This window comes from Paracoccus sp. NFXS7 (assembly GCF_040148865.1).
In the GTDB taxonomy this organism is placed as follows: domain Bacteria; phylum Pseudomonadota; class Alphaproteobacteria; order Rhodobacterales; family Rhodobacteraceae; genus Paracoccus; species Paracoccus marcusii.
The window spans coordinates 43,705-69,212 of record NZ_JAKEKV010000003.1; the positions used below are offsets into that span (position 1 = coordinate 43,705).

Below are 25,508 nucleotides of genomic sequence, written 5' to 3' on the forward strand. Positions count from 1 at the left end.
TGTGGCGCATCCGGGTCATGGCCGCGAATATGCCCCCCCGCGCGCATCTTGAAAACCCCTGATCGACAGCGCCCGTCCGCAAGGCAGTTCCGACCTTTGCCATTGTAGCGACACATTTATGTCTGGCCCCGCCCGGCAAGCCTGCCTATCCTTTGATCACGACAACGAAAAACGACAACCAACAGATGAGGGCAACGAATGTCACGCAAGATCGTCGTCGGTTTCGACGGCAGCGATGCCTCGATCCGCGCCTTGGACTTTGCCATCTCGCGCGCGCAGGCGCAGGGCGACCACATCCTGATCGCGCATGTTCTGGAATGGTCGCCCTACAGCTTCCTGACGCCAAGCGAGGTCGAGGAACGACACCGCCGCCGCAAGGAGGAGCTGCAGCGCGCCGAAGCCGCCATCCTGACCCCCATGGTCAAGCGGGTCGAGGACGCGGGCATCCCCTGCGCGACCACGCTGCGATACGGCCATATCGCCGAAACGCTGTGCCGCATCGCCAAGGATGAGGGCGCGGCGATGATCTTCATCGGCCGGATGGGCGATTCGGGCTTTGCCTCGCGCATCTTCGGATCGGTCGCGGCGACGCTGGCGCAGGTCGCGCCGGTGCCCGTGGTCATCGTGCCGTGACCGGCCAACCAACAGGGACAAGAGCAATGAGAACACGCATCACAGCCGCGGCCCTCGCGGCACTGGCCGCAGGCCCCGCCGCGGCCCAGGGCATCGACGAGACCGTGAACCAGGTCTTTGCCAATTCCACGGGCTGGTTCGTCAGCCTGATCTTTTCCAACTTTCCCGGCACCAGCTTTCCCTGGATCGTCGCCTGGCTGGTGATCGCGGCCACGACCTTCACCATCTATTTCGGCGTGATCCAGCTGCGCGCCTTCGGCCATGCCATTGCGCTGGTCCGGGGCGACTATTCGGATCCGAACGACGCCGGAGAGGTCAGCCACTTCCAGGCGCTGACCACCGCCCTGTCGGGCACCGTGGGCCTGGGCAACATCGCGGGCGTCGCGGTGGCCGTCAGCATCGGCGGGCCGGGCGCCACGTTCTGGATGATCCTGGCGGGCCTTCTGGGCATGGCGGCCAAGTTCACCGAATGCACGCTTGGCGTCAAATACCGCAACGAATACGCGGACGGGACCGTGTCGGGCGGCCCGATGTACTACATGGTCAAGGGATTCGCCGAACGCGGCCTGCCGGGCGGGCGCATCCTGGCCGTGCTGTTCGCGATCTTCTGCATCCTGGGCAGCTTTGGCGGCGGGAACATGTTCCAGGCAAACCAGGCCCATGCCCAGCTGATCAACGTGGTGGGCGACTATCCCGGCTGGATCACAGGCGTGGTGATGGCGATCATCGTGTTCCTGGTCATCGTCGGCGGCCTGAAATCCATCGCCAGCGTGACCGAGAAGATCGTGCCCTTCATGGCCGCGCTCTACGTCGGGACGGCGCTGATCATCATCGTCATGAACTATGACATGATCGGCCAGGCGTTCTACCAGATCTTCGCGGGCGCCTTCACCAATGACGGTGTCGTGGGCGGGGCCATCGGGGCCTTGATCCAGGGCTTCCGCCGGGCCGCCTTCTCGAACGAGGCCGGCATCGGTTCCGCCGCGATCGCCCACAGCGCCGTGCGCACCAAGGAGCCGGTGACCGAAGGCTTCGTGTCGCTGCTGGAGCCGTTCATCGACACCGTCGTCATCTGCACCATGACCGCGCTGGTGATCATCATCACCGGGCAGCTGATCGCCGACCCCACGACCGGCATGTTCGTCCTGAACGAGGCGGGCGACCAGATCCGCACCGTGACCGGCAACACGGGCGTTGCCCTGACGTCGGATGCCTTCAGCAGCGCGTTCGGCTGGTTCCGCTATGTGCTGGTGCTGGCGGTGGTGCTGTTCGCCTTCTCGACCATGATCTCGTGGAGCTATTACGGGCTGAAGGCCTGGACCTTCCTCTTCGGAGAGGGCCAGACCAAGGAGCTGATCTTCAAGATCATCTTCTGCCTGTTCGTGGTCATCGGCGCCTCGGCCAGCCTGGGCCCGGTCATCGACTTCTCGGACGCGATGATCTTTGCGATGGCCATCCCCAACATCATCGCGCTGTACCTGCTGATGCCCGTCGTCAAGGCCGAGATGAACCGCTATCTGAGCCGTCTGAAATCCGGCGACATCCGCAAGTACGAATAACGCCCGCGACAGCGACGCGACCAGGGGGGCGGGGAACCGCCCCCCTTTTCATTCGCGGTGGTCCGCGCGGACGATCTGTGCCAAACGGCGCCGGTCCGCGCAGGAGAACCTCGATGCCAAAGCCCCCCTTCGTCCATCCCGGAATGCGGTTGCCCTTCGCGCTGCTGGTGACCTGCTTCGCGGCCTGGGGGATCGCGGCGAACATGACCGACCCGCTGGTCCAGGTCTTCTCGCGCATCTTCTCGATGTCGACGCTGCAGGCGTCCTTCGTCCAGTTCGCCTATTACGGGGCCTATTTCCTGCTGGCCCTGCCCGCGGCCTTCATCAACCGGCGCTTCTCTTACAAGACCGGCATCCTGACGGGCCTGGGCTGCGCGGTGGCGGGCGCCTTCCTGTTCTATCCGGCGGCGCAGGCGATGACCTTCGGGTACTTCCTGGCCGCGCTGTTCCTGCTGGCGGGGGGGCTGTCGATCCTGGAGACCTCGGCCAACCCCTTCGTCATCGCGATGGGCCCCGAGGGCAATGCCACGCGCCGCCTGAACCTGGCCCAGGCCTTCAACCCGGTCGGCACGAACATCGGCGTGTTCCTGGCCGCGACGCTGATCCTGCCGCGTCTAAACCCGGCAACCGACGCCGAACGCGCCGCCATGCCCGCCGCGACGCTGGAGCAGATCCAGCGCGCCGAACTGTCCGCGGTCATGACGCCCTATGTCGGTCTGGCCTTCGTGCTGCTGGTCATCTGGATCGCCATCGCCTTCCTGCGCATCCCGACCGACCGCGAATCCATCGCCCCCGACGCCGCCCGCGTTCAGTTCGCACCGACGCTGCGGCGGCTGCTGTCGAACCGGCATTACGTGTTCGGGGTGGTGGCCCAGTTCTTCAACGTGGCCGCCCAGACCTGCGTCTGGACCTTCACCATCCAGTACGTGATCGCCGCCATCGGCGGGACCGAGGCGCAGGCCGGATGGTACCTGCAGGCCAGCCTGATCGTGTTCCTGATCGCCCGCTTCGTGATGGTCGGCGTGATGGGCGTGATCCGCCCCGCGGCGCTGCTGACGGTGATGGCCGTGGCGGGGACGGGTCTGTGCCTGTTCGCGGCCACCGGGCCGGGGCTGGCGGGTGTCTGGGCGGTGGTCGCCGTATCGGCCTGCCTGTCGCTGATGTTTCCCACCATCTACGGCATCGCCCTGCACGGCCTGGGCGACGACACCAAGTTCGGCGCGGCGGGCCTGGTCATGGCGATCCTGGGCGGTGCGACCGTGCCGCTGATCCATGGCGCGGTCATGGATTCCCACGGCGCGGCGCTGTCCTATGTGGTGCCGGGACTGTGCTTCCTGGTCGTCGCGGCCTTCGGGCTGTTCGACCTGCGCTCGACCCGCCATGCGGATGCTGCAACGCAGCATTGACCAGCCAAGCGGTTGCCTGCCGGGCTGATAGCGCCAACATAGGGGTTAGGATCTGCGAAAGGACCACCCCCATGCTTGCCTATTACGGACTGTATCTTGACGACGCCGGCCGGGCGATGGCGCGCCGTGCGCCGCGGCCAACCGCCGGGCTGTTCCTGCTGCCCCATCAGATCGGCGCACTGAACGCCACGCGCCACGGCGGAACCCTGCGTGCGCTGCTGCGGCGGCTGACCGGACGGCTGCGCGCGGCCTAAGGGCGGCGGCGGCGACGTACCGGGATCATTTGCTGCGCGCCACCGGCCACCAGCAGCCATGCCGAGGTCAGGACAAGACCCCAGTTCGCCCAGCTTTCCGGGTGGAAGTCGACCACCGCGGCCCAGCCCGCGAACAGCACCCAAGCCAACGCCACCGGCAACGAGATCGCCTGCCAGCGCTTGGTCCGGACGGGATGGATGAACTTGATGTTGGTGAACATCGCGGCGCTCAACGCCGTGACGATCAGCAGGATGATGGTCCAGTGCGGCTTGACCGCGAACAGGACCAGGATGACCATGTTCCAGCAGCCGGGAAAGCCCGCGAAGGAATTGTCCCGCGTCTTCATCCGCGTGTCCGCGAAATAGACGACGCTGGTGAACACGATCACGATGATCGCGAACCAGCCCGTCCAGCCCGACAGTAGCCCCGACTGGAACAGCGCAAAGGCCGGGATGAACACGTAGGTCAGATAGTCGATGATCAGGTCCATCAGCACGCCGTCATAGGCGGGCCAGTTCTTCTTGACGTCGTAACGTCGCGCCAGCGGGCCGTCGATGCCGTCGACGACGAAGGCCACCACCAGCCACAGGAACATCAGCGCCCAGTCCGCCTGCACGGCGGCCAGCATGGCCAGCATCGCCAGAACGGCTCCGGTGGCGGTCAAAAGATGGACGGAAAGGGCTTTGTGACGCATATGCATGCGGTTTAATCGCAGGTTGAACCCCCCAACGCAACCGCACTTGCCCGGTCAGCGCAGGATCGGGGGGCCTTTCGGGCGCGGTGCGGGTTCCTCGGGCGCGGGGGGCGTCAGGTCGAACAGCAGTGCACCGGCCGGGGGCGGCGCGTCCGAAAAGCTGATGTCGACGCCGCCGGGCTGGGCGGGAAGGAACGCCAGCGCCTCGGCCAGGGCCTTGGCGATGGCCGGCTGGCGGTCGACGGGCGCGCCGGTGATGACCAAGAGATGCCCGGCACCGTCCCCCGACGCACCGACCAGCGCCGCGCCTGCGACCAGTCCGCGCAGGTCGGCCAGCCGTTCGGCCAGCGGATCCGCCAAGGCCTGCGCCACCTGCGGGTCGGGCGCGGTCAGGCGCAGCCGGGCCTGGCCCTCCTGAGGGGCGGCGTCCAGCGCACCGGTCAGCCAATCCAGCATGCCGCTGTCCAGCAGCATCTCGGACGGGTGGCCGGGATTGACCAGCAACCCCGCTCCGTCCGCATTCAGCAGTCCCGCCAGCACCCGCCCCGGCAGCGCCGCGTAAGCCACGGGATGGCCGAAGAAATCCGCCAGCCGATCCTCGGCGTCGCAGGCCAGCGCGACGCGCGCGCCGTCCAGATCGAAGATCTGCAACTCGACCTGGTCATGCACCGGCTCGCGCAGCAGGGCCACGGTCAGTTCGGTATCCGCCAGCCGCGACAGCATCCGCGCCCGCTGCGGCGCATCCGCGTCGTGGAACGGGACGGGGGCAAGATCATCCAGCGCGCTCATGGTCGGGCCTTTCCGAATTGGCTGGCCAAGCGGTAAAGCCCGCGCCGTGCCCACGCAAGCGTGATTGCCCATGCCCGGCCCCCCGCCCCATATTGTGCGCATGAAAAGACGCGCCCTGATCCTGACCGCCGCCGCCCTGCCCCTGCTGGCAGCCCCCCGCATCGCCCGCGCCAGCCTGGCCCCCCTGCTGTCGCAGGCCGGATCGATGCCGCCCCTGCGTGCCATCGCCCTGTGGCAGGACGACAGCGCCCAAGGGGTGGAACTGGCGGCCCAGGGCTATCACGGCTTCACGCCGGACAGCCCGACGAACATCAAGTCGGCGTCGAAATCGGTGGTGTCGGCGCTGGCGGGCATCGCCATCGGCCGCGGCCTGCTGGAGAGCGCGGATCAGCCCATCGCACCGCTGCTGCGCAGCGACCTGCCCGCATCGGCCGACCCGCGGCTGGCACGCGTCACCCTGGGCAACCTGCTGTCGATGCAGGCCGGGCTGGAACGCCAGTCGGGACAGAATTACGGCCGATGGGTCAGCAGCCCGAACTGGGTGCGCAGCGCGCTGGCCGCGCCCTTCGTCCAGGATCCCGGCACGCGGATGCAGTATTCGACCGCATCGACGCATCTGGTCGCGGCGATCCTGACCCGCGTCACCGGCCGCCCGCTGCTGGACGTCGCACGCGACTGGCTGTCGCCCATTCCCGGATTTCGCATCACCGGATGGGACCGCGATCCGCAGGGCATCTATCTGGGCGGCAACCAGATGGCGATGAGCACCCGGTCGCTGCTGGCCTTCGGTGCGACATACGCGCGGGGCGGTCGGGCGGGCGGGCGACAGGTCGTCCCCGCGGCCTGGATCGACGAAAGCTGGCGGCGCCGCACCTCCAGCATCTTCAGCGGCCAGGGATACGGCTATGGCTGGTTCCTGGGGCGGATGGCCGGGCGGGACGTGCGCTATGGCTGGGGCTATGGCGGGCAGATGGTCTATGTGTTCCCCGCGACGCGGCGCCAGCCGGCCCTGTCCATCGCGATGACGTCGGACCCGGACCTGCCGTCGGGGCGCACCGGGCACCGTGACGACCTGCACCGTCTGGCGGAACAGCTGGCCGGCGCGGTCTAGGCGAACGCGCGTGGCCTGCGCCGTCAGTCGACGAAATCGCCGGCCTGGAAGTTGCCCAGGTTGCCCAGAAGCTGTCCGATGAACGAGATGTCGGTAACGCTGCCGTCGGTCACGCGGCGCGACAGGCTGACCACGCGGCCGCGTTCCAGCCCAAAGGTCTCGACATTGCTGACCACGCCGGTCGGCGCGAACGAGATGGCGACGACCTTGCGGTCGATCTCCCGCGGGGCGGCTGGGCCGAGGCGGCGCCAGCGCGATCCGACATAGTACCAGCCGGACCCCGTCAGCAGGCCCTGGGCCGACGGGCGACCGATCAGGCCGGGCAGTTCCTCCATCGTGGTCTGCCCCGGCACGACCTGCGCCAGCTCCAGATCGGGGGGGACGTATCCGTGGTTCCGTTCGATGGGTGCACAGGCGGCAAGCCCGAGGACAGCCAGAAACGCCAGTGTCATCAGGCTTCTGATGGCGGACATGGGCGGGTTCCCTCCTTGGGGCGGTTGACGCGGCCCGCCCTGCCTAGCAAACTCGGCCACCCTGCTCAAGAATATCAATCCTCGGGGTCACGCGCCCCGCGCCGCATCGACAAAGGCCCGACATGATCACCCCCGAATCGCATCCGCAGCGGCTGCGCGTTGCGCATCTGAACCCGAACGCGCCGACGACCTTTCACCTGCGCCCCGACGAAGGCGTGCGGGAGGCCCTGGCGGCCGAGCTGGGACTGGACGCGCTGACGCGCCTGGACTTTCGAGGCACGCTGCGCGCGCATGGCACCGACAGCTGGCTGCTGACAGCGACGCTGGCCGCGCGGGTGACGCAACCCTGCGTCATCACCTTGAAGCCCGTGCGCACTGACATTTCGGAACCGGTCCGCATCCAGTTCTCTCCGCATGTGGCCGCCCCAGAGGGTGACGAGATCGAGATGCCGGACGAGACGCTGGAACCCCTTGGCAGCTTCATCGACCTGACCGCAATCATGGTCGAGGCCCTGTCGCTGGCCCTGCCCGCCTATCCGCGGGCCGAGGGGGCAAGCCTGCCGCAGGCCGCGGCGGCCGACGACGATGCCGCCGGCGACACACGGCGTCCCTTTGCCGGGCTGGACAAGCTGCTGGGCGGCAAGAACGGCGAATCCTGACCCGGGCTGCGTGGCCATCGGGCCACAGGCGGGCGCGAAATGCGCCCGAACCCGCCGCCGGGGGGCGCAATCGCGGCCCGTTCGCGGCAAAGGGGGGCCATGTGCGGTGCGTTTGCGGCCGTCCCCTGGCCTTCGGGGCTTGCGGGCGCGGTCGTCATGGCGTATCTGCGCGGTTCATTTACGAATTCAAATCTGGTGTGATCGCGTTCTGGCGCCGCACCCTGACAACCGAGGTGGTGACATGGCTGTCCCTCAGAATCGCGTAACCCGGTCCAAGCGCAACATGCGCCGTGCGCATGATGCGCTGGTCGCGGGCAATCCGAACGAATGCTCCAACTGCGGCGAGCTGAAGCGCCCGCATCACGTCTGCCCGTCCTGCGGCCACTACGCCGACCGCGAAGTGATCGCGAAGGCGAACGAGATCGACCTGGACGACGACGCGGCCTGATTCCGGCGCGCCCGTCCTGATGTCCGTCCCCTCCGCGAGCACGCCGACACCGCGCGTCCCCGATTCCGGGGGCAGCGTGGTGATATCGGTTGACGCCATGGGTGGCGACCGCGGCCCCGCCGTCGTCGTCGCAGGCATGGCCGAAAGCGCCGAGAAGAACCCCGAGATCCGCTTCATCGTCCATGGCGACGAGGCAGAGCTTGCGGGTCTGATCGCGCGCCGCAAGGTGCTGGCGGGTCGCTGTGACATCCGCCATGCCGCGGGCGTGGTGACGATGCATGACAAGCCCAGCCAGGTCCTGCGCAAGGGCGAGGGCACGTCGATGTGGTCCACGCTGGAATCGGTCAAGGCTGGAGAGGCGCAGGTCGCCGTGTCCTGCGGGAACACCGGCGCGCTGATGGCGTTGTCGATGATGCGCCTGCGCAAGCTGCCGGGCGTGAACCGGCCGGCCATCGCCTGCCTGTGGCCGTCGCGCAACCCCCAAGGGTTCAACATCATGCTGGACGTGGGCGCGGACATCCGCGCCGATGCGCATGACCTGCTGCAATATGCCCTGATGGGGGCATCCTATGCGCGCAACGGCCTGGGCCTGCCCATGCCGCGCGTCGGCCTGCTGAACGTGGGCACCGAGGAACACAAGGGCCGCGCCGAACTGAAGCAGGCCCACGAGATGATCGAGCAGGCCGCCGCCGGCAGCTATACCTATGTCGGCTTCGTCGAGGGTGGCGACCTGCCGTCCGACCGCGTGGATGTGATCGTCACCGACGGATTCACCGGCAATGTCGCCTTGAAGACCGGGGAAGGCACGGCCAAGCTGGTCGGCGACTTCCTCAAGGACGCCTTCTCGAATTCGATTATGTCAAAATTTGCGGCCGTCCTGGCCATGAGCTCGCTCAAGCGCCTGCAGAAGCGGATCGACCCGCGCCGCGTGAACGGCGGCATCTTCCTGGGCCTGAACGGCACGGTCGTGAAATCGCACGGCTCCGCCGATGCGACCGGCGTGTCCGCAGCCATCAAGCTGGCCTTCACCCTGGCCAAATCGGGCTTCCAGGACCGCCTGGCTGCCCGTGTGGCCCAAGGTGCCGCGGCATCCGCCAGCGCCACCGATACAGGAGCATCGTTGTGACGCGTCGTTCGGTCATCTGCGGCACCGGGCATTACCTGCCCGAACGCATCGTCGAGAACAGCTGGTTCGAGGACAAGCTGGACACCACCGACGAATGGATCCGCTCTCGCACCGGGATCGAGCGTCGCCACTTCGCGGCCGAGGGCCAGACCACCAGCGACCTGGCCATCCGTGCCGCCAAGGCCGCGCTTGACCGCGCAGGCATGACCGCAGACGACATCGACGGTGTCGTGTTGGCGACCTCCACCCCCGACTTCACCTTTCCGGCCGTCGCGACCATGGTCCAGGCCGGTCTGGGGATGAAGCGCGGCTTTGCCTATGACGTGCAGGCCGTCTGCGCGGGCTTCGTCTTTGCGCTGGCCAATGCGGACGCGATGATTCGCGCGGGCCAGGCTGACCGCATCCTGGTGATCGGGGCCGAGACCTTCTCGCGGATCATGGACTGGACCGACCGCGGCACCTGCGTGCTGTTCGGCGACGGCGCCGGCGCGGTCGTCCTGCAGGCTGAGGACGGTGCAGGCACCAGCGATGACCGGGGCATCCTGGCCAGCGACCTGAACAGCGACGGCACCTATCGCGAGCTTCTGTATGTCGATGGCGGCGTGTCATCCACCGGAACGGCAGGCCAGCTGCGGATGCAGGGCAACCTGGTCTTCCGCCACGCGGTCGAAAAGCTGGCCAAGACCGCGCATACCGCGCTGGACCGTGCCGGGCTGACGCCTGCCGACGTGGACTGGCTGGTCCCGCATCAGGCGAACATGCGCATCATCACCGCCACCGCACAGAAGATGCAGCTGCCGCTGGACAAGGTTGTGCTGACCGTGGCCGATCACGGCAACACCTCGGCCGCGTCGATCCCGCTGGCCCTGTCCGTCGCCGATGGCCAGGGTCGGTTCGCGCCGGGCCAGGTTCTGGTGACCGAGGCGATCGGCGGCGGTCTCAGCTGGGGCGCCGTCGTCCTGCGCTGGTAGGCTATCTCAGCAACGCATCCTTGCTGGCGCGGCGGTTCATCCCGCCCGCGGGCCGTTTTGCGCGATCATGGCCCGACTGACAGGCCACGCACAGCTGTACCCCGGGCTGCGCAGCGCGGCGTGCCTCGGGGATCGGTTCATCGCATTCCGCGCAGATCCGTGCGCTGTCGCCGGCCTGACGGCGCGACGCGGCCAGCCGGGCGCGGGCGATCGCCTCGGCCGTGCTGACATCGATCTGGTCGTTCACCGCGTCGTCGCGGGCCCATCCGCCTGCCATCCTGTCCTCCATCGCTATCCTGCGTCCTCAACAGATGGGATGCATCGCGCCGGAATCAATCGCCCTACCCTGTCCAAGGGCGTGCCGGCGCATGACAAGTATCGGGCGGGGAACGATTTCCCCGCGGGCCTCGTTGACAGCCATGGGAATTCGAACCATCCTTCCCGCATTCAAGAGGATCAATCATGGGCGACAAGACCTTGACCCGGATGGACTTGGCCGAAGCGGTATTCCGTGACGTCGGCCTGTCCCGTCACGAATCGGCACAGCTGGTCGAAAGCGTGCTGGACCACATCTCGGACGCGCTGGTGCAGGGAGAGCAGGTCAAGATCTCGTCCTTCGGCACCTTTTCGGTGCGCGACAAGAACGAGCGGATCGGCCGCAATCCCAAGACCGGCGAGGAGGTGCCAATCACGCCCCGCCGCGTGCTGTCCTTCCGGCCCTCGCACCTGATGAAGGATCGCGTGGCAGCCGGAAACAAGCGATAGCCCCGGCCCGACCCCATGGCGAAAGGCGCAGAGGCATTCCGGTCGATCGGAGAGGTGGCGACCCTGATCGGCGTCGCGCCGCATGTCCTGCGTTATTGGGAGACGCAATTCTCGGCGCTGAAGCCGATGAAGCGCCCCGACGGCAGACGCTACTATCGCCCCGCCGATGTCGAGATGGCAGCGGGCATCTGTGCCCTGCTGCGCGACGACGGGCTGACGATTCGCGGAGCGATTCGCCAGATCGCCACCGACCGCGGACAATCCGTCCGCAGGCGGGGCGCACAGCAGCTTTCCCCGCAGTCCGAGACGGCGCCCCCTGCCCCCGCACCCGCACGCATCGCCCCTGTCAGCCCTCCACCGCAACCGCCCGTCTGGCTGGCACGCCTCAGCGATATGGCGCGTCATCTGCAGCAGATTTCACCCGCCGATCGCCGCTGGCCGCGCGCCAAGCCTGCCGTCATGCGGCTGGCGCAAGCCATGTTGAGCCTGTCCTGATCCCCGCATGCGATTTGTCAAAGTTTTCCGCGCCCAGGCCCTTGTGCTGGCCTGCCGGATCGCTTTATAGCATGCGCGTCGGGCCGTGGCGCAGCCTGGTTAGCGCGTCCGTCTGGGGGGCGGAAGGCCGAGAGTTCGAATCTCTCCGGCCCGACCATTCCGAAAACGCCCATCCTTTTACAAGGGTGGGCGTTTCCCTTATCCCCCACCCGCATCAGGGGCTTGCGACATGAATGGCGTTCTGCCCGACAGCGATATCCGCGATCTGATCGACCAAGGCGTCATCCGCGCCGACGCCCCCGTCACGCTCGAACAGATCCAGCCCGCCAGCCTGGACCTGCGGCTTGGCCGCACCGCCTATCGCCTGCGTGCCAGCTTTCTGGCCGGGCGCGGGCGGCGCATCGCGGACCGGCTGGCCGATTTCCAGATGCACCAGATGGACCTGTCCGACGGCGCCGTGCTGGAACGCGGCTGCGTCTACCTGATCCCGCTGCAGGAGCGGATCGCCCTGCCTGCGGGCATGTCGGCGGTCGCCAACGCCAAGTCATCGACCGGGCGGCTGGACCTGCTGACGCGGCTGGTGACCGATGACGGCACCGAATTCGACCGCCTGCCCGAGGGTTACGACGGACCGCTTTACGCCGAGATCTGCCCGCGCAGCTTTTCGGTGCTGGTGCGGCCTGGCATGCGCCTGAACCAGCTGCGCCTGCGCCGGGGTCAGGCCGTCCTGTCGGACGCCGATCTGACCGCGCTGCATGCGGATCAACCGCTGGTGGGCGGTGCGCCGGTGCTGATCGATCACGGTTTGGGCTTCTCGGTCGATCTGCGTCCTGCGCAGGGCGATCTGGTCGGCTATCGCGCCCGGCCGCATAGCGGGGTGATCGATCTGGACCGCATCGGCGCCTATCCCGTGGCCGAGTTCTGGGATGAGCTGCGCACGACCGAGGGCCGCCTGATCCTGGACCCCGGCGCCTTCTATATCCTGGTCAGCCGCGAATCGGTAGCAATCCCTGCCGACTACGCGGCCGAGATGGCGCCCTATCTGGCGATGGTGGGGGAATTCCGGGTCCATTACGCGGGCTTCTTCGATCCCGGCTTCGGCATCGGGGATGAGGGGCACGGGGCACGCGGCGTCCTCGAGGTGCGCTGCCACGAGGCGCCCTTCGTGCTGGAGCACGGCCAGACTGTCGGCCGCCTGGTCTATGAACGCATGGGCGCCCGCCCGCAGCGCCTTTACGGCGAGGGGATCCGGTCGAACTATCAGGGTCAGGGCCTGAAGCTGGCCAAGCAGTTTCGCTAAAGCGGCCCGGTCTGCCACAGGCGGACCTTCAGCCCGCCATGGGCCACGATCGGACCCGGTGCCTTCCATGGCAGGGCGGTGGCCTTGGCCAGTCCGGCCTCGGACGTGACGATGCCGATGCGCCACCCCCGAAACCGATCGCGGAACACCGTGCCCATCTGGCCGTGCAGGCCGAACAGCGGACCCTTGTTGCCGATCCGGGTGCCATAGGGCGGGTTCACGATCACGATGCCCGGCGGGCCGTCGGGGCGCTGCAGGTCGGTCACCTGCCCGGCCTGGAACCGCGTCACCGCGGACACGCCCGCACGGGCGGCATTCGCCTCGCTCATGCGGATCGCGCCGGGATCACGGTCGAAACCCAGGAACCGGAGGGACAGGTCGCGCGGCGCGGGTGCAGCGTTCATCTTGGCGAATGCAGCTGCGTCGTAATTCGCAAATCGCTGGAACGCGAAGCCGCGGCTGCGGCCGGGCAGAAGGCCCAGGGCGATCTCGGCAGCCTCCAGCACGAAGGTGCCTGATCCGCACATCGGGTCCAGCACCGGCTGGCTGCCGTCAAAGCCCATCTCGGCCAGGAACATCGCGGCCATGGTCTCGCGCATGGGGGCCTTGGCGACGGCCTCCTTGTGTCCTCGCTTGTGCAGCGATTCGCCTGTCGTATCCAGGCTGAAGGTCACCAGGTCGTCCTCGATCCGCGCCTTGACGGTGATCGACGGGCCGCGATCCTCCGGCGTGGCCAGGGGGGCGCCCAGTTCTTCGGTGATGGCACGTTCGATGCGCTGCGTCGCAGCGCCGGCATGATAGATCCGGGAGGCGCGGCAGATGCTTTCGACCCGCACGGGCAGGTCGCGGGGCAGCAGGTCCGCCCAAGGGAACTTTCGGGCGCGCTTGTCCAGCTGGGCCAGGTGCATGGCGCGGAACCCGCCGATGCGGGCCAACACGCGCGTGGCACCGCGCAGCATCAGGTTCGCGCGCCAGACATCGGTCCAGCCGCCCATGATGGTGACGCCGCCGGGCTGGATCACGCCGGTCCAGCCAAGGCCCTTGGCCTCGGCCGCCAGCGGCGCCTCGAGGCCGGGGGTGGCTACCAGAAAGATCTCGAAAGGGGTGTTGTCCATCGCGCAGCCCTAGCGCGGGTCGCGGGGAAAGCCCAGCCTCAGCGACGCGTCAGCCGCGACAGGGTCCGCATCTTGCGCGCCAGGTCCTGCATCTGCGCATCGCTGCGGCGCTTGCCCAACCCCGACTTGCCGAACCCTGCCTTGCCGAAACCCGTCTTGCCGGACCCGGTCTTGCCACGCGACAGGGTGCCCAGCCCCTTGTTGATGCCCCAGGTCATCGCACGGCGCGCGACAAGGCGGGTGAACATGCTGATCAGCTGGTTGGCGTTCATCGCTTACTCGTCCTCGAACAACTCTTCGGGGTCGATATCGGGGTCCGCATCCCCGCCGACAAGGGGCAGGCCCAGACCATCGGCGGGCGGGCGCGATTCCAGCAACCCCGCCGCGCGCAGTTCCGCAAGCCCTGGCAGATCGCGCGCCGATTCCAAGCCGAAATGGTCCAGAAACGCCTCGGTCACGATATAGGTCGCGGGACGGCCGGGCGTCATGCGGCGGCGGCCGACACGCACCCATTCCATCTCGATCAGCTGGTCAAGCGTGCCGCGGCTGAGGGCGACGCCGCGCACCTCCTCGATCTCGGTCCGGGTGACCGGCTGATGATAGGCGATGATCGCCAAGGTCTCGATGGCGGCGCGCGACAGGCGGCGGGTGTCCACCGTCTCGGTCTGCATCAGGAACGACAGGTCGGGCGCGGTCCGAAAGGCATAGGCGTCGCCGATGCGTTCCAAGACCACGCCGCGCCCCTGATAGGTCGCGCGCAGCCGGGCCACCGCCGCGGCCGGGTCGCAGCCCTGCGGCATCCGCGCGGTCAGATCGCGCAGGCTCATCGGTTGCACGGCCGCGAACAGGATCGCCTCGACCATGCGGGCCTGTTCGTCCAGCGCCGGAGAGGTGGGGTCAGCTGTGGTCGTCATGGGACTTTTGCCGGTAATGGATGGGCGCGAAGGTTTGCGCCTGCCGTATCTCCAGCCGGCCCTGGCGCGCAAGCTCCAGCGAGGCGGCAAAGGTCGCGGCGGTGGCGCTGCGCCGCCGCTTTGGGTCGTCCGACCAGCCGTCGGGCAGGAACACCGACAGGTCGGTCCACTGGCCGGTGAACCCGATCATCCGCCGCAACCGGTCCAGCGCCTGTTCCATCGTGAAGATGTCATGCCGGTCGAACGCATAGGGGCGGAACTCGTCGCGCGTCTTGAGCCGGGCATAGGCGCGCATCAGGTCGATCAGCCCCGCCTGCCATTGGGTGCGGCGGGTGCGCGCGACGGTTTCGGGGGCGCCGCGGGCGAAGCGCGACAGGCCAAGCCGGTCGCGGCCCATCAGCTGCGCCGCCGCCTGCCGCATCGCGGCCAGACGCTCCAGCTGGAAGGCCAGATGGGCGGCCATGTCCTGGGCCGAGGGACCTTCGGCCTCGGGGTCGGGGGGCAGCAGCAGGCGGGATTTCAGGAAGGCCAGCCAAGCGGCCATGACCAGGTAGTCGGCCGCAAGCTCGATCCGCAGGGCGCGGGCCTTCTCGACGAAGGCCAGGTACTGTTCGGCCAGGTCCAGCACCCGAATCTTGAGCAGATCCACCTTTTGCGTGCGCGCCAGCGTCAGCAGCAGGTCCAGCGGCCCCTCATAGCCGTCGACATCGACGATCAGCGCCTCGTCCGCGCGCCGCTGCGCGACATCGGCATCGGCGACGGGCTGAAGATAGGGAACCTGTCTGGCCACGAAGCCTCCTTGGCACGGGCGCAAAGGGTCATGTCCCCGCGCCTGCCTGTCAAGCGCTCAGCACCCGCCACTGATCGGTCAGGGCGGCGATGTCGGCCTCTGCCGGCGTCTGTCTGCGGGCCAGGGCGGCATCGGCGCGGCGCATGGCGTCCCGCGTCATCGGACCGGCGGCTTCGACCACAGGCGCCATCTGGTCGATCGTGCCGTTGCAATGCAGCACCAGATCGCAGCCCGCCGCGATGGATGCGGCCGCGCGTTCGGCCTGCGTCCCCGACAACGCGTTCATCGTGATGTCGTCGGTCATCAGCAGGCCGTCGAACCCAATCCGGTCGCGGATCAGCCCGATCATCCGGCGCGAGGCCGTGGCGGGCCCGTCATCCAGCGCCGGAAAGCGGATATGCGCGGTCATGCCCATCGGCAGATCGTTCAGCGCCCGGAACGGCGCGAAATCGACCGCGTCCAGTTCGGCCTCGGTCGCGTCGACCACGGGCAGGCCGTGATGGCTGTCGACCTGCGCGCGGCCATGGCCGGGCATGTGCTTGACCACCGGCAGAACGCCCGCGGCCAGCAACCCGTCCGCCGCCGCGCGGCCCAGTTCGGCCACGCGGTCAGGGTCGGTGCCCAAGCAGCGGTTGCGCAGGAAGGGATGCGTCCTGTCCTGCGCCACGTCCAACGTGGGGGCGCAGTTCGAATCGATGCCCACGGCCCGCAGCTCTTGCCCGATCAGGTGATAGTACAGCCACATCGCCTGCGGTCCTGCCCGCGCCTGGTCCAGCGGCGCCGGCCAGTCGGTCCAATGGGGCGCGCGCATGCGCTGCACACGCCCGCCCTCCTGGTCGATGGTGATCACGCAGTCGCGGCCCACGGCCTCGCGCAGCTGCGCGGTCAGGCGGCGCAGCTGATCGGGGGCGTCGACATTTCGTCCGAACAGGATGAAGCCCCAGGGGTCGGCCTCGCGAAAGAACGCGGCCTCGTCCGGCGTCAGGGACAGACCGCCCACGCCGCCCAGAATGGTTGCGTTCTGCACGGCCTCAGCCGCCAAGCGCCAGGCAGTCGGTCCCCGAGGATTGCAGCGCGGAACAGAACTGCCGCGCCTCGGACAGCGAATCAAAGCCCGCGACCCGCAGCCGCCAGAAGGTGCGGCCGTTCGACTGATGTTCCTGGATGACCGGCGACTTGCCCGAGAACAGGCCGCCATTGCGCCCCGCCAGCCGCTGCCATTCGCCATTGGCGATGGAGTCGCTGTCGAACGCGCCGACCTGCACGACGGGACCGCTGGCGCTGCGCGCTGCGGCGGGTGCCGGGGCCGGCGTGGGTGCCGCCGCGGGACGGTCGGGGGCCGGCGCCGGGGCCTGCGCTAGGGCGGTCTGCGCGGCGACGGGTGCGGGTGCCGCGGCGACCTGCGTCACGCGGGGGCGCGGCGTGGGGCGGGCCGATGCAACGACCACGGCGGGGTTCGCCTCGGCCTGGGCCTGGGCCAGCGCCTCGGCGATGGCTGCGGACTGTGCCGGAAGGCCGTTCTCATCGGTGACGACCTCGGTCACCGCACCCTCGCTGGCGGGGGCGTCGATGATCGCGGCCTGGTTGACGGCGTGATCGGCCAGGGCGCGTTCCGCGGCGGCGGCCGCCTCGGCCTCGGCCAGGGCGCGGGCCTCGCTGTCGGACAGCGGCACGATGGGCTCGCCCGCGAAGGTCAACGGCGTCTCCGACGGGTTCGAGGGTTCGCGGGCGGTGGCGCCCAATTCTCCCATGGCGACGTCATCGGCGGACAGGTCCACCGGTGCCGGCGCGATCGCGACCTGCTCGGTCGGCGACAGGACCTGCCCGCCGGCGACCGAATTCACGGCCAGTCCGGTATGGTTGGTCAGCTGACCGCCCGGATCCTCGGCGGTGGTGCGGGCCTCGCCCTGGACGGCGCGGATGACGGGCACGCCCGACACGTCGCGCGACACCAGCTGCCAGCCCCAGGCCATCAACCCGACCATCAGCGCCACCGATGCGACCGCGCCCATGTAATGGGTCACCCGCGCCAGCCGCGCCGGCAGGCCGTCGGCCTGCCCGGGGTGCTGTGCCTGACCGGCAGCCGCTGCCGGCTGTCCGTTCTGATCGTAAGAGAATTCGCGCTTCACCTTGTGACGCGAGAAAACGTAGCCGCCTTCGCGGAAGTCCATCACTGCCATGTTCGCCTGCCCGCCGGTTGTCCCGGATTAACTTTTGCCTGCTCTCAGCCTTCCCCGGCGGCGACGCATTCGGTCAGCGCATTTCTTCCGCCGGAGTGACGCCAAGAATAGCGAGACCAGATGAAATAACAACGCCAACCGCCCGGACCAGCGCAATTTTTCCTTGGCTTGTGACCGCGTCGCCATCCTGGATGAATCGCAGCGACATGTCGTCATTGCCGCGATTCCACAGCGAATGCAGGTCGGATGCCAGTTCATACAGGAAGAACGCCACGCGATGGGGCTCGTGCGCGCGGGCCGCGTTCTCGACCAGGCGCGGCCATTCGGCGACCTTGCGGGCCAGCTCCAGCTCGGCCGGGTGGGACAGGACGGACAGATCGGCATCCGCCAGGGTCGAATCGTCGACCGCGATCCCGGCCTCGGTCGCGCGGCGCAGCACGGAATGGACGCGGGCGCTGGCATACTGGACGTACCAGACCGGGTTGTCCTTGGACTGTTCCAGCACGCGGGCAAAATCGAAATCCAGCGCCGCGTCGTTCTTGCGCGTCAGCATGATGAAGCGCGTGACGTCGGCCCCCGCCTCCTCGACCACGTCGCGCAAGGTCACGAAGGTACCCGCGCGCTTGGACATCTTGAACGGCTCGCCGTTCTTGTACAGCTTGACCAGCTGGATCAGCTTGACGTCCAGCGGCACGCGGCCGTTCGACAGCGCCTTGACCGCCGCGTTCATCCGCTTGACATAGCCGCCGTGATCGGCGCCGAAGACGTCGATCAGCTGTTCGAAGCCGCGGTCGATCTTGTCCCAGTGATAGGCGATGTCGGGCGCGAAATAGGTCCAGGCCCCGTCCGACTTCTGGATCGGCCGGTCCACGTCGTCGCCATGCGCGCTGGACCGGAACAGCAGCTGCTCACGCGCCTCCCAGTCCTCGGGCAGCTTGCCTTTCGGCGGCTCCAGCACGCCGCGATAGATCAGGCCCTGCGTGTCCAGGCGCGCGATCGCATCCTCGATCCGCCCGGTGCCGTACAGCGCCTTCTCGCTGGAATAGACGTCCATCTCGACGCCCAGGATCGCCAGGTCGCCGCGGATCTGCTCCATCATCGCCTGCGTCGCGAATTCGCGGATCTCCTCCAGCCATTCGGCCTCGGGGCGGTCCAGCAGGCTGTCGCCGTACTTGGCCTTCAGCGCCTCTCCGACGGGGATCAGATAGTCGCCGGGATACAGCCCCTCGCGGATCTCGGGCTCCAGCCCGTTCGCCTCGCGATAGCGCTCGTATGCCGAGCGGGCCAGCACGTCGACCTGCGCGCCGCCGTCATTGATATAGTATTCGCGCGTGACGTCATGGCCGGAGAACGCCAGCAGCCGCGCCAGCGCATCGCCGAAGACCGCGCCGCGGACATGGCCCACATGCATCGGACCGGTGGGGTTGGCGCTGACGAACTCGACGTTGACCTTGGCATTCGCCCCAAGGTCGGACCGCCCGAATTCGGTGCCGGCCTGCAGGGCCGACCGGATCACGCCCTGCCAGACCACCGGCGACAGGCGCAGGTTCAGGAAACCGGGGCCCGCGACCTCGGCCGCGCTGATGCGGGGGTCGGTCAGGCGCGCGGCCAGGCGGTCGGCGATCTCGCGCGGCTTCATGCCGGCGGGCTTGGCCAGCACCATCGCGGCATTGGTGGCCATGTCGCCATGCGCCGGGTCGCGGGGCGGTTCGACCGTGACATTGGCGGTATCCAGGCCTGCGGGCAGCTCTCCTGCGGCGGCCATCTGGTCCAGCGCCTCGACGACGACGCCGCGCAAATCGGTGAAAAGGTTCATCATGGGCTTCCTGATTGACCCCCGGGGGTTACCCTTTCGGACGGGGAGAGGTCAACCGAAAGCCCCGCGCCACCGCCCCGCCGGCGGGACGGACGACGCAAAAGATTGACGCGGCAGCGCCTTTGGTCTACGCGATGCGGGCCTGCATCCGGCAGGCATCAAGGCGGGGCGTCCGTGTTTGCGTCCCAACTTAGCCGCCACTGCGCCAGACGGGCGCGCGGCTTGGAACGCATCGCGCCAGAACGGGCGCGGCTTAATGGAAAGCCCCGAATGACCAAGTTCTCTGATCTGAAGCTGGACCCCAAAGTGCTGCAGGCCGTGCTGGAAGCCGGCTACGAGACGCCGACGCCCATCCAGCAGGGGGCGATCCCGCCCGCCCTGGAAGGCCGCGACGTGCTGGGGATCGCGCAGACCGGAACCGGCAAGACCGCCAGCTTCACCCTGCCGATGATCACGCTGCTCGGCCGTGGCCGGGCCCGCGCGCGCATGCCGCGCAGCCTTGTGCTGTGCCCCACGCGTGAACTGGCCGCCCAGGTGGCCGAGAATTTCGACACCTATGCCAAGCACACCCGCCTGACCAAGGCGCTGCTGATCGGCGGCGTCAGCTTCGGCGAACAGGACAAGCTGATCGACCGCGGCGTGGACGTGCTGATCGCCACCCCGGGCCGCCTGCTGGACCATGTCGAGCGCGGCAAGCTGCTGCTGACCGGCGTTCAGATCATGGTCGTCGACGAGGCCGACCGCATGCTGGACATGGGCTTCATCCCCGATATCGAGCGCATCTTCCAGCTGACGCCCTTCACCCGCCAGACGCTGTTCTTCAGCGCCACCATGGCCCCCGAGATCGAGCGGATCACCAACACCTTCCTGCACTCGCCCGAACGGGTCGAGGTCGCGCGCCAGGCCTCGGCCAGCGAGACGATCACGCAGCGCCTGATCCAGCTGACCCCCACCCGCCGCGACATGGCCGCCAAGCAGAAGCGCGACCTGCTGCGCGCCCTGATCGACGCCGAGGGCGAGGGGCTGACCAACGCCATCGTCTTCTGCAACCGCAAGACGGACGTCGACATCGTCGCCAAGTCGCTGGCGAAATACGGATACGACGCGGCCCCGATTCACGGTGACCTGGACCAGAGCCAGCGGACCCGCACGCTGGAATCGTTCCGCGACGGCAAGCTGCGCCTGCTGATCGCATCCGACGTCGCGGCGCGCGGCCTGGACATCCCGGCGGTCAGCCACGTCTTCAACTATGACCTGCCCAGCCACGCCGAGGACTATGTCCACCGCATCGGGCGCACCGGCCGCGCGGGCCGTCTTGGCACCTCGATCAGCATCGCCGTGCCGTCCGACGACAAGTATCTGGCCGCGATCGAGCAGTTGCTGAAATCCTCGCTGCCGCGGGTCGAGGCACCGGCAGGATTTGCCGGTGGCGACGCGCCCGCGCGCGACGACCGCAAGGCCGAAGGCAACGCCACGGAGGATCGCAAGGGCGGATCGCGCGAACGCGGCCGTCGCCGCCGTCGCGACGAACCCCGCCCCGAGGCGGAAGCCGCAGCGCCCCCCGCACCCGTCGCGACCGCAGCCGAACCGGAGGCCCGCATGGAGCCCAAAGCGCAGCCTGAACCCCGCCCCGAACCCGAAGCACGCGCCGAGCAGCCGCGCCGCGAGGAGACCCGCAAGGACGAACGCCGCGAGGATCGTCGTGACGACCGCCGCGGCGACCGTCGCGACGGACGCCGTGGTCGCGATCAGGACAACCGCGGGTCGCAGGTGATGGGCATGGGCGATCACATCCCCCAGTTCATGCTGGTCGAACTGCGCAGCGTCGGCCTGTCGGATGACGCCCCGACCGAGACCGTGGCAGAGGCCCCCGCCGCCGATCCCGCCCCCAAGCCCGCACGCCGGTCGCGCGGCCGCGGTCGCGGCAAGGCGCAGGCCGAGACGGCGACCGAAGCCCCCGTCGAAGCCCAACCCGAGGCCACGCAGCCCGAGACCGTACCGGCCGACGCCGTTCAGGACGCGCAGCCCGTGGCCGAAGCGCCCGTTCAGGCAGAGACACCGGCGGTCGAACCCGCTGCGGAACCCAAGCCCAAGCGCACCCGCGGCCGCAAGAAGGCCGAGACGGCCGAAACCGAAGCCCCCGCCGTCGAGCCGGTCGAGGAGACAGCGCCCAAGCCCAAGCGGACGCGCAGCCGCAAGCCCGCCACCGATGCGGCAGAGGCCCCCGCCGAAGCCTCGGTCGATGCGCCCAAGCCCACCCGTCGCCGCAAGGCCGCGACCGCCGATGCACCCGCCGCCGATGCCGCGACGGACGCGCCGGAAAAGCCCAAGCGTACCCGCCGCAAGAAGGCCGACGCCGACGCGCAGCCCAAGGACGCTGACGCGCAGGCGTGATGCGCCGCACGCCTCGCCCGCTATCCCGACTGCGCGGGGGCCGTCCGCCCCTGCGCAGTCTTCTGCCCGATCTGGCCCTGGGCCTGATCGCCGCCCTGGGCCTTGCGCCCCTGGGCATCTGGGCCGCGACGCCGCTGGCGATGGCCGCGCTGATCTGGCGCCTGTCGCCCCTGCCCGCCGCCGCCGTGTTCTGGCACGTGCTGGCTACGGGCTTTGGCTGGTTCGCCCTGTCACTGTCCTGGATCACCGAACCCTTCCTGGTCGACATTGCCCGCCACGGCTGGATGGCGCCCTTTGCGCTGATCCTAATGGCGCTTGGGGGTGCCCTGTTCTGGGCGGTGCCGGCCGGCGCGGCCGCCCGTCTGGCCCGCGGTCCCGCTGCGCAGGCCACGGCGATCGCTGCGGCACTGGTCCTGTCGGACTGGCTGCGCGGCTGGATCTTCACCGGCTTTCCCTGGGCCCAGATCGGCCACGCATGGATCGACACGCCCGTCGCCCAGATGGCCGCGTGGACCGGGGCCCTGGGCCTTGGCACGCTGACGATGGCGCTGGCCGCACTGCCGGTCCTGTTGCGCGGGCGCGCGGTGATGGCGACAGCCCTGGCCGCGGCCCTGCTGGCAGGTCCGTGGATCGCGGGGACGATGCGGCTGGCCGCACCGATGCCCGCCGACCGCCCCATGACCCTGCGGATCGTGCAGCCCGATGCGGCGCAGCATCTGAAATGGGACCCCGAATGGTCCACGGTCTTCTTCCAACGCCTGCTGGACCTGTCCGCCGAACCCGGCCCCCGCGATCTGGTGATCTGGCCGGAAACCGCGGTGAACTTCCTTCTGGAGGACGCGGACGCGGTCCTGCCGATGATGTCGCAGGCGGCGGGCGCCCCCCTGGTCATGGGCATCCAGCGGCGCGAGGGCAGCCGCTTCTTCAACAGCCTGGCGACCATCGCGCCGGGCGGCCAGGTCACCCAGGTCTATGACAAGTTCCACCTGGTGCCGTTCGGCGAATACGTCCCCTGGGGCGACGCGCTGGCCCGCGTGGGCATCGGCGCCTTTGCCGCGCGGCAGGGCAACGGTTATTCCGCCGGTCCCGGCCCGCAGATCATGTCCGCGCCCGGCGTCCCGGATTTCCAGCCGCTGATCTGCTATGAGGCGATCTTTCCCCAGCATCTGCGCAATCTGGACCAGCGCCCCGGCTGGCTGCTGCAGGCGACCAACGACGCGTGGTTCGGCACCCTGTCGGGACCGTACCAGCATCTGGACCAAGCCCGCCTGCGCGCGATCGAGACGGGGCTGCCGCTGGTCCGCGCGGCGAATACCGGGGTCAGCGCGGTGGTCGATGCGCGTGGGCGCATCCTGGCCAGCCTGCCCCTGAACCAGCCGGGCAAGATCGACGCGGCGCTGCCGGGCGCGTTGCCCGCGACGCTGTGGCTTGCGACCGGGAACGTCCCGGTCGTGGCGCTGCTGCTGCTGGTTCTGGGCTTTGCCCTGTTGCCGCGTCGCCGGGGGCGCGCGGCCTGACGGTGTCCCCCCGCGACCCTAGTCGCGGATGAACCGGCTGTCCTTGATTTGATCCCAGGCCCAGACCACCTCGGACAGGCGATCCTCGTCCGACCGGTCGCCGCCGTTCATGTCGGGATGCAGATCCTTGACCAGCGACTTGTACTGCTTGCGGATCTCGGCGCGGGTCCAGTGGTCCTTGGCCTCCAGGATGTCCAGCGCGCGGCGCTCGGTGGGCGGCAGCTTGCGGGCGCTGGACTGGGCGCGCGATTCCGGCGCGGTGCCGTTCGCACCCAGGATCTCCAGCGGGTCGCTGACGCCGTGGCGGGCCCACTTGTCCTCGGCCGCGGCGCGACCGAAGGGCTTGGTGGGGCGTTCCCAGACCGTCGCGTTGTCGATGAACTGCTGGAACTCCTCCTCGGACTGGCCTTGAAAGTAATTCCAGTTCGCGTTGTAATCGCGGACATGCTCTTTGCAGAACCAGAAATAGTCATCCAGGTTGCGCGGGTTCTTGGGGGCGCGGTACTGTCCGGGCTCGTCACATCCCTCGCGCTCGCAGGTGCGGGTCGAGGTTTCGAACGCCCCCGACATGCCGCGCCGCCCTTTGGTCTTGCGCTTCTTGTCCTTGGCGGCGGAAATGTCGAAACCGAACGGGTCGTTCTTGCTCATCCTGGGGCACCTTTGCGACTCAAGGCGAGCAGTTTAGGCTATCTGACGGGACATGAAACCCCTTGACGGAAAGGATATGCGGATGATCGCGGACCAGATGACCGAACGGCTGGCAACCCTGCAGCCCACGGCCCTGCAGGTGCTGGACGAAAGCGAGGATCATCGCGGCCATTCCGGCTTTCGCGATGGCGGCGAAAGCCATTTCCGCATCCGCATGGCCAGCCCCGCCTTTGCCGGGCTGACCCGGATCCAGCAGCATCGTCTGGTCCACGCGACCTTGGGCGACATCGTGCCGCGGATCCATGCCCTGGCGCTGGAACTGTCGGAAAGCCCCGACCGTTAGCGCCGTCAGGCTTGCTGCCCCCTGCCCCGCCCCCTAGAAAGCCCTCAACCTGCAGCACGAAGGGATGAGGGACATGACCGCGCCGAAGGATTTCAACGACAGGATGCTGTCCCTGGGCCTGGCCCGTGTCAGCGAGGCGGCGGCCCATGCCTCGGCCCGGCTGATCGGCCGCGGCGACGAGAAGGCCGCCGATCAGGCCGCGGTAAACGCGATGCGCGACCAGCTGAACATGCTGGACATCAAGGGCGTCGTCGTCATCGGCGAGGGCGAGCGCGACGAGGCGCCGATGCTGTTCATCGGCGAGGAGGTCGGCACCGGCGAGGGCCCCGAAGTGGACATCGCACTGGACCCGCTGGAAGGCACCACGCTGACCGCCAAGGACATGCCGAACGCGCTGACCGTCATCGCGATGGCGCCGCGCGGCACGCTGCTGCACGCACCCGACGTCTATATGGACAAGCTGGCCGTGGGGCCGGGCTATCCCAAGGATGTCGTCAGCCTGGACATGAGCCCGGCCGAACGCGTGCGCGCCCTGGCCCGCGCCCGCGGCTGCGAGGACGGAGACATCACCGTCTGCATCCTGGAGCGTCCGCGCCATGAGGAGATGATCGCCGAGGTCCGCCAGACCGGCGCCGCGATCCGCCTGATCACCGACGGCGACGTGGCCGGCGTGATCCACTGCGCCGAGGCCGAGCTGACCGGCATCGACATGTACATGGGTTCGGGCGGCGCGCCCGAGGGCGTCCTGGCCGCGGCGGCGCTGAAATGCATGGGCGGGCAGATGTGGGGCCGCCTGATGTTCCGCAACGACGACGAACGCGGACGCGCGAAGAAGGCCGGGATCACCGACCTGGACCGCATCTATGCCCGCGACGACCTGGTCACCGACGACGTGATCTTTGCCGCGACCGGCGTCACCGACGGCTCGATCGTCGCCGGCGTCAAGCGCGAGCCGGGATACCTGACGACCGAGACCATCCTGATGCGGTCCAAGACCGGATCGGTGCGGCGCATGACCTATCGCAACCCGGTGAAGTGAGGTAAGGGGGGGCCCCGCGCCCCCCTGTCCCGTCCCGGGACGACCCCGGGGCCTTTGGACAAAGAAGA

The 25,508-nt window shown here is 68.6% G+C and carries 27 protein-coding genes, 1 tRNA gene and 1 pseudogene; 17 read left to right on the plus strand and 12 right to left on the minus strand.

Translation table 11 applies throughout. The features are described 5' to 3' along the window. Nucleotides 1-198 precede the first annotated feature (198 nt). The 4 genes from LZ686_RS07035 to LZ686_RS07050 all read left to right on the plus strand — a co-directional run bounded on the left by LZ686_RS07035 (nucleotide 199) and on the right by LZ686_RS07050 (nucleotide 3,852). Complete coding sequence (locus LZ686_RS07035; RefSeq protein ID WP_045982732.1) at nucleotides 199-633, plus strand: universal stress protein; 435 nt, start codon at nucleotides 199-201, stop codon at nucleotides 631-633. Nucleotides 634-659: 26 nt separating this feature from the next. Then, nucleotides 660-2,192 (plus strand): alanine/glycine:cation symporter family protein, encoded by a 1,533-nt coding sequence (locus tag LZ686_RS07040; protein ID WP_349547373.1) that lies wholly within the window; start codon nucleotides 660-662, stop codon nucleotides 2,190-2,192. Nucleotides 2,193-2,305: 113 nt separating this feature from the next. Beyond that, nucleotides 2,306-3,598: an L-fucose:H+ symporter permease gene (gene fucP, locus LZ686_RS07045; protein WP_046000070.1), complete on the plus strand. Its 1,293-nt coding sequence runs from the start codon at nucleotides 2,306-2,308 to the stop codon at nucleotides 3,596-3,598. Nucleotides 3,599-3,669: 71 nt separating this feature from the next. Further along, a complete protein-coding gene (locus tag LZ686_RS07050; protein ID WP_046000069.1) occupies nucleotides 3,670-3,852 on the plus strand; it encodes a hypothetical protein in 183 nt (60 codons plus the stop codon). Here the strand turns inward: LZ686_RS07050 and LZ686_RS07055 are convergent. Together LZ686_RS07055 and LZ686_RS07060 are read right to left on the minus strand one after the other, a co-directional pair. Then, nucleotides 3,849-4,553 carry a CDP-alcohol phosphatidyltransferase family protein gene (locus LZ686_RS07055; protein WP_349547374.1) on the minus strand — a complete coding sequence of 235 codons (705 nt, stop codon included), beginning with the start codon at nucleotides 4,551-4,553 and terminating at the stop codon, nucleotides 3,849-3,851. The two genes, LZ686_RS07050 and LZ686_RS07055, sit on opposite strands and share 4 nt — an antisense overlap. Nucleotides 4,554-4,601: 48 nt before the next feature. Next, on the minus strand, nucleotides 4,602-5,336 hold the full coding sequence (locus LZ686_RS07060; RefSeq protein WP_046000067.1) for an SseB family protein: 735 nt from the start codon (nucleotides 5,334-5,336) through the stop codon (nucleotides 4,602-4,604). A 100-nt stretch (nucleotides 5,337-5,436) separates the two neighbouring features. Between LZ686_RS07060 and LZ686_RS07065 the strand changes: the two genes are divergently transcribed. Further along, nucleotides 5,437-6,447 carry a serine hydrolase domain-containing protein gene (locus LZ686_RS07065; RefSeq protein WP_349547375.1) on the plus strand — a complete coding sequence of 337 codons (1,011 nt, stop codon included), beginning with the start codon at nucleotides 5,437-5,439 and terminating at the stop codon, nucleotides 6,445-6,447. 23 nt (nucleotides 6,448-6,470) lie between these two features. On the opposite strand, the gene LZ686_RS07070 is transcribed toward LZ686_RS07065, so the two are convergent. Beyond that, nucleotides 6,471-6,920 carry an outer membrane protein assembly factor BamE gene (locus LZ686_RS07070; RefSeq protein ID WP_045982726.1) on the minus strand — a complete coding sequence of 150 codons (450 nt, stop codon included), beginning with the start codon at nucleotides 6,918-6,920 and terminating at the stop codon, nucleotides 6,471-6,473. 122 nt (nucleotides 6,921-7,042) lie between these two features. Between LZ686_RS07070 and LZ686_RS07075 the strand changes: the two genes are divergently transcribed. The 4 genes from LZ686_RS07075 to LZ686_RS07090 all read left to right on the plus strand — a co-directional run bounded on the left by LZ686_RS07075 (nucleotide 7,043) and on the right by LZ686_RS07090 (nucleotide 10,124). Continuing rightward, a complete protein-coding gene (locus LZ686_RS07075) occupies nucleotides 7,043-7,579 on the plus strand; it encodes a YceD family protein (RefSeq protein ID WP_349547376.1) in 537 nt (178 codons plus the stop codon). Nucleotides 7,580-7,820: 241 nt separating this feature from the next. Then, on the plus strand, nucleotides 7,821-8,027 hold the full coding sequence (gene rpmF / locus LZ686_RS07080) for a 50S ribosomal protein L32 (RefSeq protein ID WP_042251337.1): 207 nt from the start codon (nucleotides 7,821-7,823) through the stop codon (nucleotides 8,025-8,027). Between the two features lie 19 nt (nucleotides 8,028-8,046). Continuing rightward, nucleotides 8,047-9,153, plus strand: coding sequence for a phosphate acyltransferase PlsX (plsX, locus tag LZ686_RS07085; protein ID WP_349547377.1), 1,107 nt, complete (start codon nucleotides 8,047-8,049; stop codon nucleotides 9,151-9,153). Further along, on the plus strand, nucleotides 9,150-10,124 hold the full coding sequence (locus LZ686_RS07090; protein ID WP_045982723.1) for a beta-ketoacyl-ACP synthase III: 975 nt from the start codon (nucleotides 9,150-9,152) through the stop codon (nucleotides 10,122-10,124). Before plsX ends, LZ686_RS07090 begins: the two co-directional genes overlap by 4 nt. A 1-nt stretch (nucleotide 10,125) precedes the next feature. Here LZ686_RS07090 and LZ686_RS07095 read toward each other — a convergent pair whose 3' ends face one another. Further along, on the minus strand, nucleotides 10,126-10,401 hold the full coding sequence (locus tag LZ686_RS07095; protein ID WP_349547378.1) for a DksA/TraR family C4-type zinc finger protein: 276 nt from the start codon (nucleotides 10,399-10,401) through the stop codon (nucleotides 10,126-10,128). A gap of 185 nt (nucleotides 10,402-10,586) precedes the next feature. Between LZ686_RS07095 and ihfA the strand changes: the two genes are divergently transcribed. The 4 genes from ihfA to LZ686_RS07115 all read left to right on the plus strand — a co-directional run bounded on the left by ihfA (nucleotide 10,587) and on the right by LZ686_RS07115 (nucleotide 12,684). Then, the gene (gene ihfA, locus LZ686_RS07100) at nucleotides 10,587-10,889 is read left to right on the plus strand and encodes an integration host factor subunit alpha (protein WP_042251331.1); all 303 of its coding nucleotides are present in this window, start codon (nucleotides 10,587-10,589) and stop codon (nucleotides 10,887-10,889) included. Nucleotides 10,890-10,904: 15 nt separating this feature from the next. Then, complete coding sequence (locus tag LZ686_RS07105; protein WP_349547379.1) at nucleotides 10,905-11,384, plus strand: MerR family transcriptional regulator; 480 nt, start codon at nucleotides 10,905-10,907, stop codon at nucleotides 11,382-11,384. Between the two features lie 79 nt (nucleotides 11,385-11,463). Next, nucleotides 11,464-11,541: transfer RNA gene (locus tag LZ686_RS07110), tRNA-Pro, on the plus strand. Nucleotides 11,542-11,613: 72 nt separating this feature from the next. Beyond that, entirely contained in the window at nucleotides 11,614-12,684 is a 1,071-nt protein-coding gene (locus LZ686_RS07115; RefSeq protein WP_349547380.1) for a 2'-deoxycytidine 5'-triphosphate deaminase, read from the plus strand. Here LZ686_RS07115 and LZ686_RS07120 read toward each other — a convergent pair. The 7 genes from LZ686_RS07120 to argS form a co-directional block, all read right to left on the minus strand. After that, complete coding sequence (locus tag LZ686_RS07120; RefSeq protein WP_349547381.1) at nucleotides 12,681-13,799, minus strand: THUMP domain-containing class I SAM-dependent RNA methyltransferase; 1,119 nt, start codon at nucleotides 13,797-13,799, stop codon at nucleotides 12,681-12,683. The genes LZ686_RS07115 and LZ686_RS07120 overlap by 4 nt on opposite strands. Nucleotides 13,800-13,837: 38 nt before the next feature. Further along, the gene (locus tag LZ686_RS07125; protein WP_194886356.1) at nucleotides 13,838-14,071 is read right to left on the minus strand and encodes a hypothetical protein; all 234 of its coding nucleotides are present in this window, start codon (nucleotides 14,069-14,071) and stop codon (nucleotides 13,838-13,840) included. A 3-nt stretch (nucleotides 14,072-14,074) separates the two neighbouring features. Next, entirely contained in the window at nucleotides 14,075-14,713 is a 639-nt protein-coding gene (gene scpB / locus LZ686_RS07130; RefSeq protein WP_295165862.1) for an SMC-Scp complex subunit ScpB, read from the minus strand. Further along, nucleotides 14,697-15,503 carry a segregation and condensation protein A gene (locus LZ686_RS07135; RefSeq protein WP_148911323.1) on the minus strand — a complete coding sequence of 269 codons (807 nt, stop codon included), beginning with the start codon at nucleotides 15,501-15,503 and terminating at the stop codon, nucleotides 14,697-14,699. The genes scpB and LZ686_RS07135 overlap by 17 nt, the downstream gene beginning before the upstream one ends. A 49-nt stretch (nucleotides 15,504-15,552) precedes the next feature. Next, entirely contained in the window at nucleotides 15,553-16,530 is a 978-nt protein-coding gene (locus LZ686_RS07140) for a glycoside hydrolase family 3 N-terminal domain-containing protein (RefSeq protein WP_349547382.1), read from the minus strand. A gap of 4 nt (nucleotides 16,531-16,534) precedes the next feature. Further along, the gene (locus LZ686_RS07145; protein WP_064503546.1) at nucleotides 16,535-17,683 is read right to left on the minus strand and encodes an SPOR domain-containing protein; all 1,149 of its coding nucleotides are present in this window, start codon (nucleotides 17,681-17,683) and stop codon (nucleotides 16,535-16,537) included. Nucleotides 17,684-17,756: 73 nt separating this feature from the next. Continuing rightward, a complete protein-coding gene (gene argS, locus LZ686_RS07150) occupies nucleotides 17,757-19,499 on the minus strand; it encodes an arginine--tRNA ligase (protein WP_349547492.1) in 1,743 nt (580 codons plus the stop codon). A 270-nt stretch (nucleotides 19,500-19,769) separates the two neighbouring features. On the opposite strand from argS, the pseudogene LZ686_RS07155 reads away from it, so the two are divergent. Both LZ686_RS07155 and lnt read left to right on the plus strand, forming a co-directional pair. Continuing rightward, nucleotides 19,770-21,320: pseudogene (locus LZ686_RS07155) on the plus strand (DEAD/DEAH box helicase); the annotation flags it as partial. A gap of 572 nt (nucleotides 21,321-21,892) precedes the next feature. Further along, nucleotides 21,893-23,410 carry an apolipoprotein N-acyltransferase gene (gene lnt, locus LZ686_RS07160; RefSeq protein WP_349547383.1) on the plus strand — a complete coding sequence of 506 codons (1,518 nt, stop codon included), beginning with the start codon at nucleotides 21,893-21,895 and terminating at the stop codon, nucleotides 23,408-23,410. A gap of 18 nt (nucleotides 23,411-23,428) precedes the next feature. Here the strand turns inward: lnt and LZ686_RS07165 are convergent, their stop codons facing one another. Then, nucleotides 23,429-24,058: a J domain-containing protein gene (locus LZ686_RS07165; RefSeq protein WP_042252844.1), complete on the minus strand. Its 630-nt coding sequence runs from the start codon at nucleotides 24,056-24,058 to the stop codon at nucleotides 23,429-23,431. An 82-nt stretch (nucleotides 24,059-24,140) separates the two neighbouring features. On the opposite strand from LZ686_RS07165, the gene LZ686_RS07170 reads away from it, so the two are divergent. Next, entirely contained in the window at nucleotides 24,141-24,401 is a 261-nt protein-coding gene (locus LZ686_RS07170) for a BolA family protein (RefSeq protein WP_042252842.1), read from the plus strand. A 73-nt stretch (nucleotides 24,402-24,474) separates the two neighbouring features. Further along, on the plus strand, nucleotides 24,475-25,440 hold the full coding sequence (gene glpX / locus LZ686_RS07175) for a class II fructose-bisphosphatase (RefSeq protein ID WP_046000057.1): 966 nt from the start codon (nucleotides 24,475-24,477) through the stop codon (nucleotides 25,438-25,440). Nucleotides 25,441-25,508: the final 68 nt, after the last annotated feature.